The organism is Methylocystis parvus OBBP (genome assembly GCF_027571405.1).
Lineage (GTDB): Bacteria > Pseudomonadota > Alphaproteobacteria > Rhizobiales > Beijerinckiaceae > Methylocystis > Methylocystis parva.
Genome location: NZ_CP092968.1, coordinates 3,219,766 through 3,234,488, shown reverse-complemented (window position 1 = coordinate 3,234,488; position 14,723 = coordinate 3,219,766). Strand labels below are relative to the sequence as shown.

General features: G+C 60.5%; 17 protein-coding genes. 6 read left to right on the top strand and 11 right to left on the bottom strand.

Annotated features, from left to right (window positions below):
* Positions 1 to 4: 4 nt before the first annotated feature.
* On the bottom strand, positions 5 to 352 hold the full coding sequence (hemP, locus tag MMG94_RS15745) for a hemin uptake protein HemP (RefSeq protein WP_244415455.1): 348 nt from the start codon (positions 350 to 352) through the stop codon (positions 5 to 7).
* A 214-nt stretch (positions 353 to 566) separates the two neighbouring features.
* Between hemP and MMG94_RS15740 the strand changes: the two genes are divergently transcribed.
* The 5 genes from MMG94_RS15740 (at position 567) to MMG94_RS15720 (ending at position 5,273) form a co-directional block, all read left to right on the top strand.
* Positions 567 to 2,795: a TonB-dependent hemoglobin/transferrin/lactoferrin family receptor gene (locus tag MMG94_RS15740; protein WP_026016441.1), complete on the top strand. Its 2,229-nt coding sequence runs from the start codon at positions 567 to 569 to the stop codon at positions 2,793 to 2,795.
* Between the two features lie 53 nt (positions 2,796 to 2,848).
* Positions 2,849 to 3,154 (top strand): antibiotic biosynthesis monooxygenase family protein, encoded by a 306-nt coding sequence (locus MMG94_RS15735; protein WP_016921212.1) that lies wholly within the window; start codon positions 2,849 to 2,851, stop codon positions 3,152 to 3,154.
* 464 nt (positions 3,155 to 3,618) lie between these two features.
* Positions 3,619 to 3,960 carry a heme-degrading protein HmuQ gene (gene hmuQ, locus MMG94_RS15730; RefSeq protein ID WP_026016440.1) on the top strand — a complete coding sequence of 114 codons (342 nt, stop codon included), beginning with the start codon at positions 3,619 to 3,621 and terminating at the stop codon, positions 3,958 to 3,960.
* A gap of 9 nt (positions 3,961 to 3,969) precedes the next feature.
* Complete coding sequence (hutX, locus tag MMG94_RS15725; RefSeq protein WP_016921210.1) at positions 3,970 to 4,524, top strand: heme utilization cystosolic carrier protein HutX; 555 nt, start codon at positions 3,970 to 3,972, stop codon at positions 4,522 to 4,524.
* Between the two features lie 191 nt (positions 4,525 to 4,715).
* Entirely contained in the window at positions 4,716 to 5,273 is a 558-nt protein-coding gene (locus MMG94_RS15720; protein ID WP_016921209.1) for a peroxiredoxin, read from the top strand.
* Positions 5,274 to 5,532: 259 nt separating this feature from the next.
* Here the strand turns inward: MMG94_RS15720 and MMG94_RS15715 are convergent, their stop codons facing one another.
* The gene (locus MMG94_RS15715) at positions 5,533 to 6,930 is read right to left on the bottom strand and encodes a histidine kinase (RefSeq protein WP_040579439.1); all 1,398 of its coding nucleotides are present in this window, start codon (positions 6,928 to 6,930) and stop codon (positions 5,533 to 5,535) included.
* A gap of 103 nt (positions 6,931 to 7,033) precedes the next feature.
* On the opposite strand from MMG94_RS15715, the gene MMG94_RS15710 reads away from it, so the two are divergent.
* The gene (locus MMG94_RS15710) at positions 7,034 to 7,666 is read left to right on the top strand and encodes a response regulator transcription factor (RefSeq protein ID WP_026016438.1); all 633 of its coding nucleotides are present in this window, start codon (positions 7,034 to 7,036) and stop codon (positions 7,664 to 7,666) included.
* A 106-nt stretch (positions 7,667 to 7,772) separates the two neighbouring features.
* Here MMG94_RS15710 and MMG94_RS15705 read toward each other — a convergent pair whose 3' ends face one another.
* From MMG94_RS15705 to moxG, 9 genes are all read right to left on the bottom strand, one after another.
* Positions 7,773 to 8,297 carry an SRPBCC family protein gene (locus tag MMG94_RS15705; protein ID WP_016921206.1) on the bottom strand — a complete coding sequence of 175 codons (525 nt, stop codon included), beginning with the start codon at positions 8,295 to 8,297 and terminating at the stop codon, positions 7,773 to 7,775.
* An 18-nt stretch (positions 8,298 to 8,315) separates the two neighbouring features.
* Positions 8,316 to 9,299 carry a vWA domain-containing protein gene (locus MMG94_RS15700; RefSeq protein ID WP_016921205.1) on the bottom strand — a complete coding sequence of 328 codons (984 nt, stop codon included), beginning with the start codon at positions 9,297 to 9,299 and terminating at the stop codon, positions 8,316 to 8,318.
* Positions 9,299 to 9,889: a hypothetical protein gene (locus MMG94_RS15695; protein WP_016921204.1), complete on the bottom strand. Its 591-nt coding sequence runs from the start codon at positions 9,887 to 9,889 to the stop codon at positions 9,299 to 9,301. Before MMG94_RS15695 ends, MMG94_RS15700 begins: the two co-directional genes overlap by 1 nt.
* Positions 9,886 to 10,887 carry a vWA domain-containing protein gene (locus tag MMG94_RS15690; RefSeq protein ID WP_016921203.1) on the bottom strand — a complete coding sequence of 334 codons (1,002 nt, stop codon included), beginning with the start codon at positions 10,885 to 10,887 and terminating at the stop codon, positions 9,886 to 9,888. Before MMG94_RS15690 ends, MMG94_RS15695 begins: the two co-directional genes overlap by 4 nt.
* Entirely contained in the window at positions 10,884 to 11,768 is an 885-nt protein-coding gene (locus MMG94_RS15685) for a hypothetical protein (RefSeq protein WP_016921202.1), read from the bottom strand. The genes MMG94_RS15690 and MMG94_RS15685 overlap by 4 nt, the downstream gene beginning before the upstream one ends.
* Before the next feature lie 8 nt (positions 11,769 to 11,776).
* The gene (locus MMG94_RS15680) at positions 11,777 to 12,622 is read right to left on the bottom strand and encodes a DUF58 domain-containing protein (RefSeq protein ID WP_016921201.1); all 846 of its coding nucleotides are present in this window, start codon (positions 12,620 to 12,622) and stop codon (positions 11,777 to 11,779) included.
* Positions 12,619 to 13,650, bottom strand: a complete 1,032-nt coding sequence (locus MMG94_RS15675; protein ID WP_016921200.1) for an AAA family ATPase — start codon at positions 13,648 to 13,650, stop codon at positions 12,619 to 12,621. Before MMG94_RS15675 ends, MMG94_RS15680 begins: the two co-directional genes overlap by 4 nt.
* A gap of 135 nt (positions 13,651 to 13,785) precedes the next feature.
* A complete protein-coding gene (locus tag MMG94_RS15670) occupies positions 13,786 to 14,076 on the bottom strand; it encodes a methanol dehydrogenase [cytochrome c] subunit (protein WP_016921199.1) in 291 nt (96 codons plus the stop codon).
* A gap of 84 nt (positions 14,077 to 14,160) precedes the next feature.
* Positions 14,161 to 14,715, bottom strand: coding sequence for a cytochrome c(L), periplasmic (gene moxG / locus MMG94_RS15665; protein ID WP_051001153.1), 555 nt, complete (start codon positions 14,713 to 14,715; stop codon positions 14,161 to 14,163).
* Between the last annotated feature and the right edge of the window lie 8 nt (positions 14,716 to 14,723).

Sequence of the window (14,723 nt, the reverse complement as noted above, 5' to 3'; positions counted from 1 at the left end):
CGCCTCACTTCGTCAAAATAAGCTTGTTTGTGGATGTGATGCGCAGCCTGTATCGGCAGCCGGAATGGAAAATCACGACTTCGCGTCCGCTCCCGAGTAAATTGAGCGCATCGATCTCGCGGGGCGGCTGGGCGGAAAGAAGCGAATCCGGAGCTGCCCCGTCACGCGTGATTGCATTCAAGCGAGCGACAGCATGTTCGGACGCACGGCTTTCCGCCAGCGCTTCTCCGTAAGCGTTCGGCTTTCGTCGGCGCGACATCCGCGATCGATTTTCATCATCCGTCATCACGCCAAAATTTCGTTCTTTCAATTTGAGGTCAATACGGCAAATTGTTGATTGGAAGCGTTGCACCTTTGTTTGTTACAAAGCTTCCAGGCTTCGCGCGCGGGACGCTTTAGTTGGAAGTCTTATAAAATTGCGAAGCTGATTGTGCATTGATACGCGTAATCGCTATCGATAGGCTTTCCTCGACATCGCCGCTGCAAGGCGACAGCCAGCCAGCAAGGCCGCGCGCCAAGCCAGCCAGCCAGATCAACGGAACTTCCTGGCTGGAGGGCTTTCTTTCATGCGTCATGTTTGTCAATCGGGGCGGGTCGCGTCGCTCCATGCTGTTTCCATCGCCGCCTTTGCCGCGATGACTTCGCCGGCGGCTGCGCAACAATCCCTTCCAACGATCGACATTGGCCGCGCAACGGCCGCGCGGAAGTTCCACAATAGTGGAGTCGAGCGCTTCGAGACGCCCGCCGTCACCACGAAGAGAACGCCGGAGAAGGCCGTCCAGGCGCTCGCCGCCACCAGCGTGGTCAATCGCAGCTATATGGAGCGGTTCCAGACGACGACGATCTCGGACGTGCTGCGCGAAGTGCCGAGCGTCACGGTTCAGGAGCAAGCTAACGACCCGGGTCAAGCGGTCAATATTCGCGGTCTGCAGGATTTCGGTCGCGTCAATGTGCTGGTCGACGGCGCGCGGCAAAATTTTCAAACGAGCGGTCATAGCGCAAACGGCACGTTTTTTCTCGAGCCGGAGTTTCTCGCGCAGGCTGACGTCACACGGGGGCCCACGTCAAATATTTACGGGTCCGGCGCCATTGGCGGCGTGGTGTCGTTCCGCACGCGCGACGTCGACGATATTCTGAAGCCGGAAGAGCGCTACGGAGCGACGCAGAAAGTTCAGCTCTCATCGAATCGATGGGGCTTCATGAGCAATTCCGCGCTCGCCGCGCGGCTCGGCGGCATGGGCGGCGTGTTTGGTCAATTCGTCTATCGCAATCGAACCGCCTACTATGACGGTGCGGGAAAGATCGTTCCCGACACGGGCAACGAGGTGATCGGCGGCTTGGCCAAGGCGACTTTTACGCCTCTCGAGGGGCATAGGGTGACGGCCTCGGCGCTGGTTCAGCACTTCGACTACGCCAATAGTGGAACGGACAATCAATCAACCCGCTTCGCGACGGGCCTTGATGCGCGCACTTTCACGCTCGGTTATCGTTTCGCGCGGCCCGAATATCCGCTGATCGATTTCAGCGCGAAGGGCTACTACACGGAGACGCTTCAGGATCAGACGCTCCTCGCGCCTACGCAGACGACTTACGCGACAGGCGGGAGAGTGGATGGACAAAGATCGAACCACATCGGAACCTGGGGCTTCGACGTCAACAATACGTCCCGATTCATGCTGCTGACTTTCGATCACGCCGTGACGATCGGCGGCGATGGCGCGTTTGATCAGGTCGTGACTCAGGAATACGCGACCGGCGGCAGCTTGACGGCGCTGACGCCGTCCGGGCGTCGCGATCTGAGTGGAGCCTTCATTCAAGACGAGCTTCGGTATGGCGGATGGTTGCGTGTGCTCGGGGCGCTGCGATACGATCAGTATTCGCTTCAGGGGGGAGCCTACTCCTCCGGCGGACAGCGACTGAACCCTAAGATCACGGTAGGCCTGTCGCCATTGGAAGGGGTCGAGGTCTATGGCGGCTACGCGGAAGGCTACCGCGCGCCTTCGGTCACCGAGACGCTCATCAGCGGCACACACCCCTTCCCGGCCTTCAATATCTTGCCGAATCCGACGCTGCGACCGGAAATCGCCCGAAATGTCGAAGGCGGCGTCAATGTCTCTTTCAATGACATCGTCACGCCGGGCGACAAGCTTCGCGGAAAATTTGGCGGCTTCGTGAACCAGGTCGAAAACTATATTGACATTGAAGAGACCGGAGCGGCGCATCTGGTGCCGTTTATCCCCGGCTATCCCGTTTCGACATGCGCGACCCGTCCGTTTCTCTGCTTCGGCATTCGGGATTATCAGTATCAGAACGTCGCCAAGGCGCAAATCAGCGGTATCGAGGGGGAAGGCGCCTATGACTGGGGCGGAGGCTTCTTTTCCGTCTCCGGCTTCATCAATGACGGCAGAAATCTTACAACAAACGCCCCTCTCGCGACGGTTGCGCCGAGTCGCATCAGCGGCACGCTGGCCTTTCGGGGCCTTCAGAACAACGCTTTGACCGCCGGCATACGCTACACCGCGGTCGGAGGCCGCAACTGCGATTATTACGCCTATGCGGACGCCAACAATCAGTGCCAGACGTTGATTTCGTCGCTTCCCGTCAATATCGCCTACGCCGGCAAGCCATATGATCTGGTGGATCTGTTCGCGAATTACGACTGGAATGACAGAATCTTCACCAATGTGCTGATCTCCAACGCGACGAATCGGAATTACACGCAGTATCGTAACGCCGCGCCGAGCCCGGGATTGACGATACGGTTCTCGCTCGGAGGAAAATTCGCTGTCAATTAAAGGCGCATGATCCAGGAGATGCGGCGGCCGCAGCTTTGAAAAGGAGTGCAGACATGTTCATGGCGTCCGAGCAAATCAAAATTCTCAAAGGTCACGAACCGGCCTTTGAAAAGCGCTGGGCCATGAAGCAACTGAGCTTTCAATCGGCGCCGGGCTATCTCTCCTGCCGCTTCGCCAAAGGCCGGGAGAACGATGACGGCGTCGTCTATCTGTCTTTAACTGTCTGGGTGAATGAAGAGAGCTTTTTGGCCTGGAAATTCGGGCTGATCGGGCTCGAATCCTGGGTCGGTCCCGTTGGGCCGGACCGCACGCGAATGGAGGAGTTCGACTCGATGATCCCACGAACCAATCCGCAATGACAACCGACAGCGCCGGCGCCAACCTCATGTTCGGACCCTATGTGCGGGACGCAAGCCGCACATGCGTGGCGCCCGTCTTACCGGCGCGGAATCTCGCGGCGACGGCCGCATTTTATCGAAGCATGGGATTCGATGTCGTTGAGATCGCTGAAGGCGACGGCTATGTTATCGCGCGCCTGGATTGGGTCGAACTGCATTTCTTCGCGAGTCCGCATCTCGATCCCGAGCAGAATGACGCGGGCGCCTTCATACGTGTCGTCGATGCGGACGCGACCGAGCGGGCTCTCCGAGGAGCCTTTCCGGCCAGCGAACAAGTCGCAAGGCTTTTGCCCTTCGGCGATAAGCCTTGGGGGATGCGTCAAGGCGGCTTTCTGGATATCGATCGGAACCTGATCCAATTCGGAGCCCCGGAAAAACGCAAACGCTGGCAGGAGCCGTCCGGCGCTGCCGACAGGAGATCAAATATGTTTATCGCGATGAACCGCTTCAAAATCGTCAAGGGAAGAGAGTCCGATTTCGAAAGCGTCTGGAGGTCGCGCCAGTCGCGTCTCAGCGAGAGGCCCGGTTTTATCGTCTTCCATCTCCTCAAGGGTCCCGAAAGAGAAGATTATACGCTCTACTCCTCCCATGCCCTCTGGGAAACGAAGCAACATTTCCTCGATTGGACTCACTCGGAACATTTTCGGGAGGCCCATAAGAACGCCGGCCAGAACCGCGACCTTTATCTCGGCGGCCCCGAGTTCGAAGGCTTCGATGTCGTGCTCGTCGAGGAAAACCCCAATTACGCGCCCAAGACAACGGAATAAGGCTCGAACATGCTGGACATCGTAACGCGCGCGCCGTCGACGCAAGGTCCGAAAGCCCATGCGCTCGAAGCGCGAATACGCGAGGCGCTCGCGGCAAAGCCGGACGGGGTTCTCGAAGCGATCGCAAGAGATGTCGGCGTGTCGACATTGTCGGTCCTTGAGGCGACGCCGGCGGAAGAGAGGAGAATGATCGCCGCGGACCGCTTCGACGACGTATGGCGCGAGATTTCCGATTGGGGAGATATCGTGTTCATTGTTCAGACAGCGGACGTCATCCTCGAATGCAGGGGCTCTCTTCCCGCGGGCTCTCATGGCTATGGATATTTCAACCTGAGCCATTCGAGCCCGATCCACGGTCACATCAAAATCGACAATTGTCGCGGCATATATCTCGTGGATCGCCGATTTCACGGAAGACGCTCGTGTTCGGTTCAATTCTTCAACAAGGCCGGCGAGCCGATGTTCAAGATCTTTGTCGCGCGGAATTCAAGCCGCGACCTCCTGCCGGAGCAGGTGGCGCGTTTCGAGTCGCTCTGGAATCGAAGCGCGTCAGACGCCCGATAATGGATGAGGCGCCGCCCAACGAAGTCGACGTCGTCAAGACTTGCTGCGAAAATCATGGGGCTCCCTACGCGGCGCTACCGACTGCAGCTAGGGGCCTTCGCCCGCGCCGTTCGAGCAATTGCGCGAGATCTCGAACCGCGCGGCGCGGCCTGGTTCGCCAATGACGCAATCTAGCAAAAGGAGCAGACGACATGCTGGGAATTGGAGAGAGGTTGCCCGATTTCGAGGTAACCGGGGTGAAGCCGGGTTTCAATGAGATTGTCGAGAGCGACGTCAGCGCGTTCGAGCCCGTATCGCAGGAAAGCTTCCCGGGGAAGTGGAAGATCATTTTCTTCTACCCAAAGGACTTCACATTCGTCTGTCCGACTGAAATCGCCGAGTTCGCGCGGCTCGCGGGAGAATTCGACGCCCGGAACGCAGTCGTTCTTGGCGGCTCGACCGACAATGAATTCGTCAAGCTCGCCTGGCGACGGAGCCACAACGACCTTTCAAAGCTGCCGATCTGGCAATTCGCCGATCCGAAAGGAAGCCTCGTCGATGCGCTGGGCGTTCGATCGCCGGAAGGCGTGGCGTATCGCGTGACGTTCATTGTCGATCCCGAAAATGTGGTCCAGCACATTTACGCGACGAATCTCGACGTCGGTCGCGCGCCGCAAGATACGCTGCGGGTGCTCGACGCCCTGCAAACCGGATCGCTTTGCGCATGCAATAGACCCGTTGGAGGAGAGATTTTAAGTCCGGCCGCCTAGCCTGGCGGGCGTCCCGACTCACAGGCGTGAACAAAGTCGCCTAAACAGATCAGCGCTCGCGTCCGGCGCTTCGCCGAATGCGGGCGCCGCTCTTTCAGGCGGCAGGAAGCGATACGCGGAACCTCTGCTACAATGCGTATCAATGCCAATGTTTTGCACGCCGAAATGCTCGAGTTTCGTCATTCCGCGAGTGTCGAACCAAGAGCCCTGCGACAGGAGGCCCTTCGGCGCCGGTCAGAAATTCCCTGCGAATTCGGCTCTACTCGCAATCCTGCTCTTCTTCGTCGCGGATCGGGAGCGAGACGATCACCCGCGTGCCGCCTCCATCTCGCCGCTCGACTTTCATCGCGCCGCCCAGTCCTTGCACACGCTCGAACATGCCGAGCAGCCCCATGCCCGAGCGACGCTCTTTCGCGATGCCGATCCCATTGTCCTCGATGACAAGGGTCAATGTCGGAGCCTCTTCCGCTTCGCCTTCTCCTGTTTCGTCGACCTTGTCCCACCCGAAGGTCACCGAGACCTGAGCCCAGCTCGCCTTGGCGTGGCGGAAAATATTAGTCACGCTCTCCTGCACGAGTCGATAGGCGGCGAAGGCGGTCGTTTCGTCGAGCGACGACAAATCATGCGGCGACAGAAGCCGCAGGTCGACCTCCGGATGGCTGAGCGACCAGGAGGCGAAAAGGCTTTCCAGAGCCGTCTTGAGGCCAAGCTCGGAGAGCCCCTTTGGCCTCAGACGCCCGAGAAGCCCTCTCACCAGCGACTGGAGCGCTTCGCTCGCGCGATCCACGATCGCGCTGATCTGTCTTAGGCGCTCCAGATTCGGCGGCGAATGAGCGAGCGCGTCCTGCAGCGAGACCGCGGCGGCGCGGATCGAAAAAAGACAAGGTCCTGCTTCGTCATGCAGATCGCGCGCAATTTCCTTGCGCTCGCTTTCCTGAATTTCGATGAGCTCGTTGACGAGATCGCGGTTTTCCTGACGCACGCGGTCCAATGTGGCGGCGAGAGAATTGAGCGCATTTGAGATTTGTCGAAATTCCGAGGCGCCGCGGGGCGCGATCCGGACGCCGCTCTTCCCGGCTTCCAGATCGGCGAGACCGGCCTGCAAGGCGCCGAACGGCGTGAGGGAGAAGCGGACGAGTAGAAGGACGAGGGCAATGATCGCGAGCGTCACGACAAGGCTGATCGACGCCAGCCACGTCATGTCGGACCAGATCTCCTCCAGTTCGTCCAGCGGATTGGAGATGATCGCCACGCTTCCGAAATCGCTGTCGCGGACGCGGATGGGCGCAAGGATGACTCGGGGCGGAGGAACGTCGACCAGTTTGACGAACCATGCGGGGGGACCGGCGTCATTGGGATGATCGGCCGCCGACCAGCGCGGCGGCGGCGATTCCCCGCGTTCAAGGACCTTGATGTCGACATGGCGCAGGCTGCCAAGATTTGCGTAAAGTCTGCGCAAAATAGGCGCCGGATTGTCGTTATCGGGAAGATTTGCAATCGTCGTCAGGACAAATTCCCGCGCGAGGCGGAGATTGCTTCCCGCCTCGGCGCGAACGCGGGGACCCGCATGTATCAACTGTATCGTGAGATTGATGAGAAGCGTCGCGAGAAGCGCGACGCCGATCAACCAGCTCAGCCCTGCCCTTAGGGAAACCATCAGCCGCCGCCTGGGAAAGATGGGCCTGAAAGGCCACAAGATGATTGACACAGCGTCCGGTTTTCACAACAAAAGATCGAAGTCCACAACAAGAAAAATCGTCATGCGCGTTTTAATCGTCGACGACCATCCGATGGTGATCGAGGGCTGCCGCGGCATGCTCTCCGGACAAAAAGACATCGACGTGCACGAGGCCCACAACGCCGATGAAGCGCTGGAGAAATATGCGTCGATTGCGCCGGACGTGATCGTCCTCGACATCAACCTTCCCGGCGTCTCCGGTTTCGAATTGCTGCGTCTGCTGTTGAAACGCAATCCCAATGCGAAGATCATCGTTTTCACCATGAACGACGATCCGGTTTTCGCCGCCCGCGCGATCGAACGCGGCGCGCGAGGCTATCTTGCGAAAAGCGAGGACCCCAAGGTCTTCATCAAGGCGATCCGATCTGTCGGCGCGGGCGAACGCTATTTATCCGGCAATCTGGCGCTCAAGCTCGCCTTCGCCGATCAGAGCCTCACCAGGAATCCGCTCGATGCGCTCAACAGCCGGGAAATCGAAATCCTGCGCAACCTCGCCAATGGCAAGGACATGACGGAGATCGCGCATATTTTGAAAGTTTCGTACAAGACCGTCGCGAACAACTGCATTCTGCTGAAGCGCAAACTCGGCGCGCGGTCGAAGGCCGATCTTCTTCGCATCGCCGTCGAAAACAAAGTCGCGATGAAGCTGGTCTGAACCCTCGCTTTATCGCGCCTCTGGCCCTCCCCTCCGCCGCAAGCGGCGCAGAGGAGGGACGCAGCGAGCGCGAACCTCGTTTTCGAGACGCGAGGCGGCCCTCATGCTATTTGCCCTCGACCTTTTTCTTCAGACCCTCCAGCCCATTGTGGAGGTAGGCCGCCATCGCGGTGCGCGCCGCGTCGTCATTCAGATTGTCCGGCGGCTCATTGCTCGTGTCGCCGCGATAAAGACGTCCGTACCACTTAACCTGGCTGCCGCCGCCCGGGGCCGGCTCTACAGAGAAGGAAAGTGAGTAAGAACTCACGGGCAACGCATCGAGGTTGGGATCGGACATGCGCCAGGAGAGCTTGTGCGCGGCGGCGTCATATTCGTCGAGGCCTTCCTTTAACGCGCCGCCCTTTTTTAGCGTCACTTCACGCTCGGCGCCGGCCGCGTCGCCGCCGGCGGCTTTCACGGACTGGACATCCGGGTGCCAGGCGGCGAGCCCGTCGAATTTACCCGCGACAGCCCACACGGCCTTAGGATCGGCGGAAATAACGATCGTTTCGTCGACCTTGATCGGCGTCGGCCCATGCGCCAGGGCCGGCGCGGCGAACAGGAAGGCCGTCAGCGACACCGTTCTTCTCATTGTGGATCTCCCTCATTGTTATTTCCTTGCGAAGCGCGTCGTTTGCCGATTACGCGCAAGACGCTCCAAAAGCGGGGCGACGGAAAAGGCGGCGAACAGGCAGGCGGCGGACAAGCCGCCAAGATAGGGGCGCATGTCGAGCTTGCCGGCGCGAGGCCGCTCCGTCCCGGCCGCGCGATAGGCGTCGAGCAGGCTCGCCTTGTCGTCGAGATGAAAATAGCCGAGGCCGGTCTTTTCCGAGAGCGTGCGGAGATAATCTTCCTTCACCGAGGACAAATGCTCCACGCCGACCACGGCCGTTGCGCCAAATGGCGCGTTGCGCGCGTTGAAGCCTTCGCGTCGCTCGGCCCCTTTGGGCGGCAGGCCGAAACGGCTTTCATGCGGCACGTCGTCGATTGCGACGAAGCCAGTTTCGCGGCCTTTGTCGTCGAATTTGGGGATCGGCGACAGGTCGTAACCGCCGGTCCCGACGATCAGCCCGCGCGTTTCGCCTGGCTTCGCCTCGAAGACGGGTCCGCCCGAAGCGGGCAAAGGCGGCGCCTCCTGTCCATCCGTGAAAAACAAAAGATCAGTCTTTAATTCACGCGCCATATCGACGGCGCGGAACAGTCCCGCAGAAATCCGGCTGTCGCCTTCCCACGCCATGCGCCAGTCGATCGCTGCGATCGCGGCTTCCAGCGGAGAAAAATCCGCGCAGGCGTCAATCGGCTCGAAGAGCAGGAAGGGTCGCCGCTCTGTGAAGACGCCAAGCGCCACGCGCGACGGACAAGGCAGACGAGCGATCAACTGGCGCAAGACGGCCTTGACCTTTTCGAGGCGGCTGATCGGCTTCCCGCCGGCGGCGTAATCGCGAACATTCATGCTGCCGGTGATGTCGACGACAGCGAGAAGGTCGAAGCCGGGACGCCTCACGTCAATCTGCGGCGCGACGAAAGTCGCAAGGAGGAGCGCGGCCGTCAGCGTCAGCAGGATCAAACGGGGATCGCGGAGGTCGCAACGCATCAGGGCAGACCTTTCGGCTTGCCGGGAATGTCGGTCCAAAGCTTCTTGGGATCGGCGGTGAGTTCGTCCCCGCTCTTTTTTTCGAATTCCGGAAAATCGCGCACGAGCCGCGCCGCCACGTCGATGTTGAATTTCGCGTCCCAGAATTCGGGGTCGAGCTGAAGCGCCCGGCGATATTCACGCTTCGAGAGATTGACAAAGGGACTGGCGACTTCGAGCTCGGATCTTTCAATATGCTCCAGAGCCGTGCGCAGCAGCGCGTTCGCGACGAGATAATGCGCGCGCGCACGCGTTTGCGCATCTTTGCTGCGATCCAGCGCCTCCAGGAGGCCGTGCGCCTGTTCGAGTCGATCTTGCTTCGTGAGAAAGGCGATACGCGCCAGCAGCGCCTCCGGCCGCGCGTCGACGTCGACGGGAATATCGCGCCTGGCGCGAAGCGCCTCGATGACATCATTCGTCGCAACCGCGCGCCGCCATTCCAAGCCTTCAAAAAACGTAGCGAAGACGAAGCCGGGAAACAGAGCGATGAGATATATGGAGCGTCGCTTGCGACAATAACTCAGAAATGACTTTCGTAGACGCTCGATCATCGTGCGCCTCTCGACGATGAGAGGCGGACTTCCGACAGTTTCGCGACGAGAAGCAGGATCGCCGCACATAGCGCTACGGCGAAAAAATCGCCGCCCAGATCGCGGCGTGGCAGCTTTTCGAAATAGCGCATGGGCCTGCGTTCAAGCCGGTCGATCTGCTGCAGCGCGTTTTCCGTCGCTTCCGGCCCTTCCGCCTCAAAAGCGCGATACGGAACGCCGAGCGACTTGAAATAGAGATCGAGATGCCGTTCCGGCGCCGCCTGCGGCGACTCTGCGTCGCCTTCGGGCGAATCGTAAATTCCCCGGCTTCCTTCGGTGCGCAGGAAGAGCCAATAGAGATTGACGCGGGTCTTTCTGAAATCCGCGCGCAGATTGTCCTGGATTCGCGGATCGATGACGCCCGCGCCATCCGAGATCAGCAGGATGGCGCGCGAAAAATTTGAATCGCTCGCGCGAAACATCGACAGCGCCATCGCCAGACCGCGCGCAATATTGGTGTAGTCGAGGCCGGGACGGTCCATGGCGTCGATCGCAGCCTTGGTCGCGTCGGGGTGATCCGAAAGCGGCGTGACCAGCATGGGGGACGTCGAGAAAGCCGCGACGCCGACGAGATCGCGGCGGCGGCTGTCTACGAAGGCTTTCAGGATGCGCTTGGCCGCCGCCGCCTTGGACTCCTCGCCGCCGGACGGGTTTCTACCCGCGAAAGTCTCATTCATGCTGCCGCTGCGATCGATCAGCATCACGATCTGCGCGCCCTCGGCGACGCGTTCGATCTCTTCTTCCGGAAAAAATGGCCCGGCCGCTCCGATGAGGCTCGCAAGGAGCGCCGTGACGCCAACTAATTTCAGCACGGCGTCGACGAGGTCGGAGACGCTGTCCGCCGGGAGGCATTGCAGCGATGGGATCGATGACGCGCGCAAGGTGGATCGCAGCAATGGCGCGACGGCGAGCGGCGCAAGCAGGAACGCGCCCGGATGATCGAAACTGAGCGGCGTCATTGCGCGCGCTCCAGTCGAGCGAGCGCCTTTGCGAAGTCGAGGAGCTCGGTAAAGCTGTAACCGGCTCGTCCCGCCACGTCCGAAAAAAAGGCGTCGCGCGATGCGGAAAAGAAACGATCGATGGACGGCTTCAAAGAGGTGAATTCCGGTCGCCGTGACAAAAAGGCGGAGACGTCCTCGGCGAGAAGCGATCCGCCATTGGCGCGATCGATCGTGCGATGCATGCTCCGCATGGCTTCTGGAAGGGCGTCGTCGCCGGCTCGCGCCATTGCGGCGAGTTCGCGGGCGAGCGCGCTGAACATGCGCGCGCGCCGCTTATTGAACGGAGGCCAGGCGCGATCCCGCGCGACGGCGCCAAGGACCAGCAAAGAAAGCGCAGCGAAGGCGAGCGCCAGGCGCTTGGGCTGCGCCTCCTCGGCAAGAACCATTGGCGCATCTGGTCGCAAGTAATCCTCGGGACGCTCCTGCTTCGCCGGGGCGATCTCGCGCAAGGGCGCCACGCCGACGCTCCAAGCGGGAACGGATATGATCTCGTCGCCAAAGCGCAGATCGAAGCCCGGAATTTCGATATTGCGCACGTCGAGCGCGACATAGAAATTCTGATAGATGAGATCGATGTCCCAGCGCTTATCGGCGCCGATCGTCGTCGTCTGAACGTCGACCTCCTTGAGGTCCAGCGAAACGCTGAGCGGCCCCGGACGTGGGAGGGAAGCGGCGGCGAGAACGGCATCCGCAGGGGCCACGACTTCGACGCGCGCGCGGATGAGATCGCCGACGAAATAGCCGAATGGCCGCGCGGAGTGGATCGTCACGCCCGGTTCGCCAGCCTTCGCGGTCAGCGCCCAAAGAAGCGAAAAGATGATGAGAAGCCCGACACGCATGACGCAACTCACGCCGCCATGAGACGCGAACTGAGCGATCGCGAATCGAATTGGTCTTCGATGAAGATCGGCGCCCGAACGCGTCCGGCCGCAAACCGGATGAGTTCTTCCCTCCGCTTCGTCTCCGCCGCAATCCATTTGTCGCGCAACGCCGGCCGCATGACCATAAGACGCCGACGGGCGGTTTCAGGGTCTCGCAACTCCAATAGACCCCAGCGCGGCGGGTCGAATTCAATGGAATCGACAAGCGCGACGGGCAAAACATCATGGAGTGCGAGCGAATCGAAAACGCTTTGAGTCAGGCGCCGCGCCCAGCGGAAATCGGAAATGAGCAGAACGAGCTTTCGCGTCGCGCCGAGACGCATTGCGGCGTCCGTCAAGCTCTCGGCGTGAGCGGCGATAGGGCGCACGCATTCGAGTCGTTCGACCGCCTGCAATGCTGCGGCTCTCGAACGTGTCGCCGGAAGGAATAGATCCTCGCGCAAATCGACGCCTCCGGCGATGAGTCCGAAACGATCGCCGATCCGCGTCGCCGAAAAGGCGAGCGCGGCGCAGAGATCGCAGGCGACGGCGAAGCGATCCGCGGCGCCGACGAACGCCATGGACGCCGAAAGGTCGACGAGGGCATAGACGTCGATCGCGCTTCTCTGCTCGAAGCGACGGACATATGTCTCGCCAAAGGGATCGCGCAAGGTCGCGCGCAGGTCTATGCGTCTGGCGTCCGGATAGCGCAGGAAGGGCGCCTGATCGCGAAAGACGCCGAAACCGCCGACCTCGCTCGACACATGCGCGCCGGCGTGATTGGACTGGAATCGTCCGCGCGGCTGATACAATATGTCGAAGGGCGTCTTCATGGAACTGGCGTCGCATCGAAAACGGCTTGGCAAAGCTGACTGACCGGCTCGTCGCCGCGCAAAGCGTGAATGGGGTCGACGAAGATGCGATGCCCCATAACCTCGAAGAAAACGTCTTTTACGTCGTCGGGGGTCATATAATCCCGACCTTCCAGCCAGGCGCGCACGCGCGCGGCGCGCGCCAGCGTCGCGAGCCCGCGCGGGCTGGCGCCGCCTTTGACCAGCGTCGAGACGTCGACATCCGGGAGAGATATGTCGACGGAGGCGGGTTTGGTAAGGCCCTGCCAGAGGTTCAACACATAGTTTTCGAGCGTCGCGCTCGCCTTCACCGTATCCTGGATCGTGCGTGCGACGGCGCCAATTTCACGATAATCCACCGTCCCTGATCCAACGCGATCGAGGAGCGCGTCCATATCCTGAAAGGCGGGATCGAAAACCAGCTTGCGCCGCGCTTCCAGATCTGTCGGCGCGCCCATGGAAATCTCCATGAAAAACCGGTCGCGCGCGGCGGCGGGGAGTTCGAAGGTCTCTTCGCGCTCCACCATATTGCGATCGGCGAAGACCTGAAGATAAGGGAAACGATACAGTCGATTGAACGCCGTCACGCTTCTTTCCGCCATCAGACGCAGGAGCAGCGAATGGACTTGCGGCCGTGCGCGATTGATCTCGTTGAAGAAGAAGACCGGCAGCGTCTCCGCGAGACGCAAAAGTTCGGAAGGCTCGACGCGCGGACGGCCGTCGTCGCCAAGATAGGTATGATAAAGAATATCGCTCGGCATCATGTCGACCGTGCCTTCGACACGGGCGAAATCGCCGCCCAGCGCGCGAGATGCGGCGCGCAGCAAGGTCGTTTTGCCGACGCCGACATCGCCTTCGATCATGACATGGCCGCGCGCGAACACGCCGATCGTGACGAGGCGGATCACGCGTTCCTGGCCGATGACCGCCTTTTGGATTTCCTGCTCGAAGGCGATCGCGCGTTCGCGCCATTCGGCGAGCTTAGGCTCGGATAGGGAGACCTCGTTCAAGGGGCGCGACCTTACGCTATCGGAAAAAGGCGGCCGCGATCTCGGGAACGGACTCGATGCGCTGTTGTTGAATAACATCGGATCCAGATCGCGGCCACTTTCAATTCATCGCGTGACGGAACGCGACGAATGCCGTTATTGAGCGATCTTGCTCACGTCATATTCCCACTTGCCGGTCTTCTTAAAATTCTCGACCCGCTTCTTGTTGCGCTCTTCCATCGCCTGGACTGACGCGCCCTGCTTGGCGAGCTCCTTGGGATCGTGCTTGGGATCGTATTTCGAGCCTTCGACCTTATCCGGGAAGCCGGGCTTGGGCTCCCAGCAATTGCCGGGCGCCTTGCACTTGGTGCCGTCATAGGCGAGAGCGCCGCCGGCGGTAAACATGAAGCCGACGGCGAGCGCCACGGCGAAATGCATCTTACGCATCCCTGGTTCCTCCAATTATGCGAGGCCTGCGCCTCTTTGTTTGCGCCTCCGGCCGATGGGGGCGGAACTCGCTTCTGTTTGGCCTTACTTCTTGGCCTGGCACTTGCCGGGCGGGTTATCCGGCAGAGTCTCGTGTCCGGCGTAAGGCTTGAAAGATTTGCGCTGCTCATCCGTCAACCAGGTCGCCTTTTCCGGCGCTTCCTTGAAGAGATGACGAACCCAGGCCATCACCTTCAGCATCTCGTCGAGCTGAAGATTCTGATATTGCGGGCCCATCGACGCCTGCGCGCCGCCATAGATCGTCGAGAACAGGCCTTCGTCGGTCTCATTTTGCGGATAGGTCCAATAGGCGTCGTTGAGACCCGGACCGATCTTGCCTTCGCCGAGATGGCCGTGACAGCCCGAGCAGGCAGACAGGAACGTCTGCTCGCCCTGTTTCAGGCAGCTCATATCTTCATTGTAGGGATTCTTGCCCGTAGTCATGAATTCCTTGACGGCCGGCGTGTCTTTCCCTTCCGGCAGAGCGTCGTTGAAATTCAGGACCTCGCCCGTAATGGTGTTACGAAAGGTGATGGCCGTCTGCGCGATCGCAGAAACCGCCACGAAAGCCCCAATCGCGGCGACCATGACACGGGCCATCTTTTTCT

What these genes read in the sequence shown, in the direction of transcription:
- MMG94_RS15740 (WP_026016441.1), top strand. Translation starts at nt 567, where the DNA reads ATGCGTCATGTTTGTCAATCGGGGCGGGTCGCGTCGCTCCATGCTGTT.
- MMG94_RS15735 (WP_016921212.1), top strand. Translation starts at nt 2,849, where the DNA reads ATGTTCATGGCGTCCGAGCAAATCAAAATTCTCAAAGGTCACGAACCG.
- hmuQ (WP_026016440.1), top strand. Translation starts at nt 3,619, where the DNA reads ATGTTTATCGCGATGAACCGCTTCAAAATCGTCAAGGGAAGAGAGTCC.
- hutX (WP_016921210.1), top strand. Translation starts at nt 3,970, where the DNA reads ATGCTGGACATCGTAACGCGCGCGCCGTCGACGCAAGGTCCGAAAGCC.
- MMG94_RS15720 (WP_016921209.1), top strand. Translation starts at nt 4,716, where the DNA reads ATGCTGGGAATTGGAGAGAGGTTGCCCGATTTCGAGGTAACCGGGGTG.
- MMG94_RS15715 (WP_040579439.1), bottom strand. Translation starts at nt 6,930, where the DNA reads ATGGTTTCCCTAAGGGCAGGGCTGAGCTGGTTGATCGGCGTCGCGCTT.
- MMG94_RS15710 (WP_026016438.1), top strand. Translation starts at nt 7,034, where the DNA reads ATGCGCGTTTTAATCGTCGACGACCATCCGATGGTGATCGAGGGCTGC.
- MMG94_RS15705 (WP_016921206.1), bottom strand. Translation starts at nt 8,297, where the DNA reads ATGAGAAGAACGGTGTCGCTGACGGCCTTCCTGTTCGCCGCGCCGGCC.
- MMG94_RS15700 (WP_016921205.1), bottom strand. Translation starts at nt 9,299, where the DNA reads ATGCGTTGCGACCTCCGCGATCCCCGTTTGATCCTGCTGACGCTGACG.
- MMG94_RS15695 (WP_016921204.1), bottom strand. Translation starts at nt 9,889, where the DNA reads ATGATCGAGCGTCTACGAAAGTCATTTCTGAGTTATTGTCGCAAGCGA.
- MMG94_RS15690 (WP_016921203.1), bottom strand. Translation starts at nt 10,887, where the DNA reads ATGACGCCGCTCAGTTTCGATCATCCGGGCGCGTTCCTGCTTGCGCCG.
- MMG94_RS15685 (WP_016921202.1), bottom strand. Translation starts at nt 11,768, where the DNA reads ATGCGTGTCGGGCTTCTCATCATCTTTTCGCTTCTTTGGGCGCTGACC.
- MMG94_RS15680 (WP_016921201.1), bottom strand. Translation starts at nt 12,622, where the DNA reads ATGAAGACGCCCTTCGACATATTGTATCAGCCGCGCGGACGATTCCAG.
- MMG94_RS15670 (WP_016921199.1), bottom strand. Translation starts at nt 14,076, where the DNA reads ATGCGTAAGATGCATTTCGCCGTGGCGCTCGCCGTCGGCTTCATGTTT.
- moxG (WP_051001153.1), bottom strand. Translation starts at nt 14,715, where the DNA reads ATGGCCCGTGTCATGGTCGCCGCGATTGGGGCTTTCGTGGCGGTTTCT.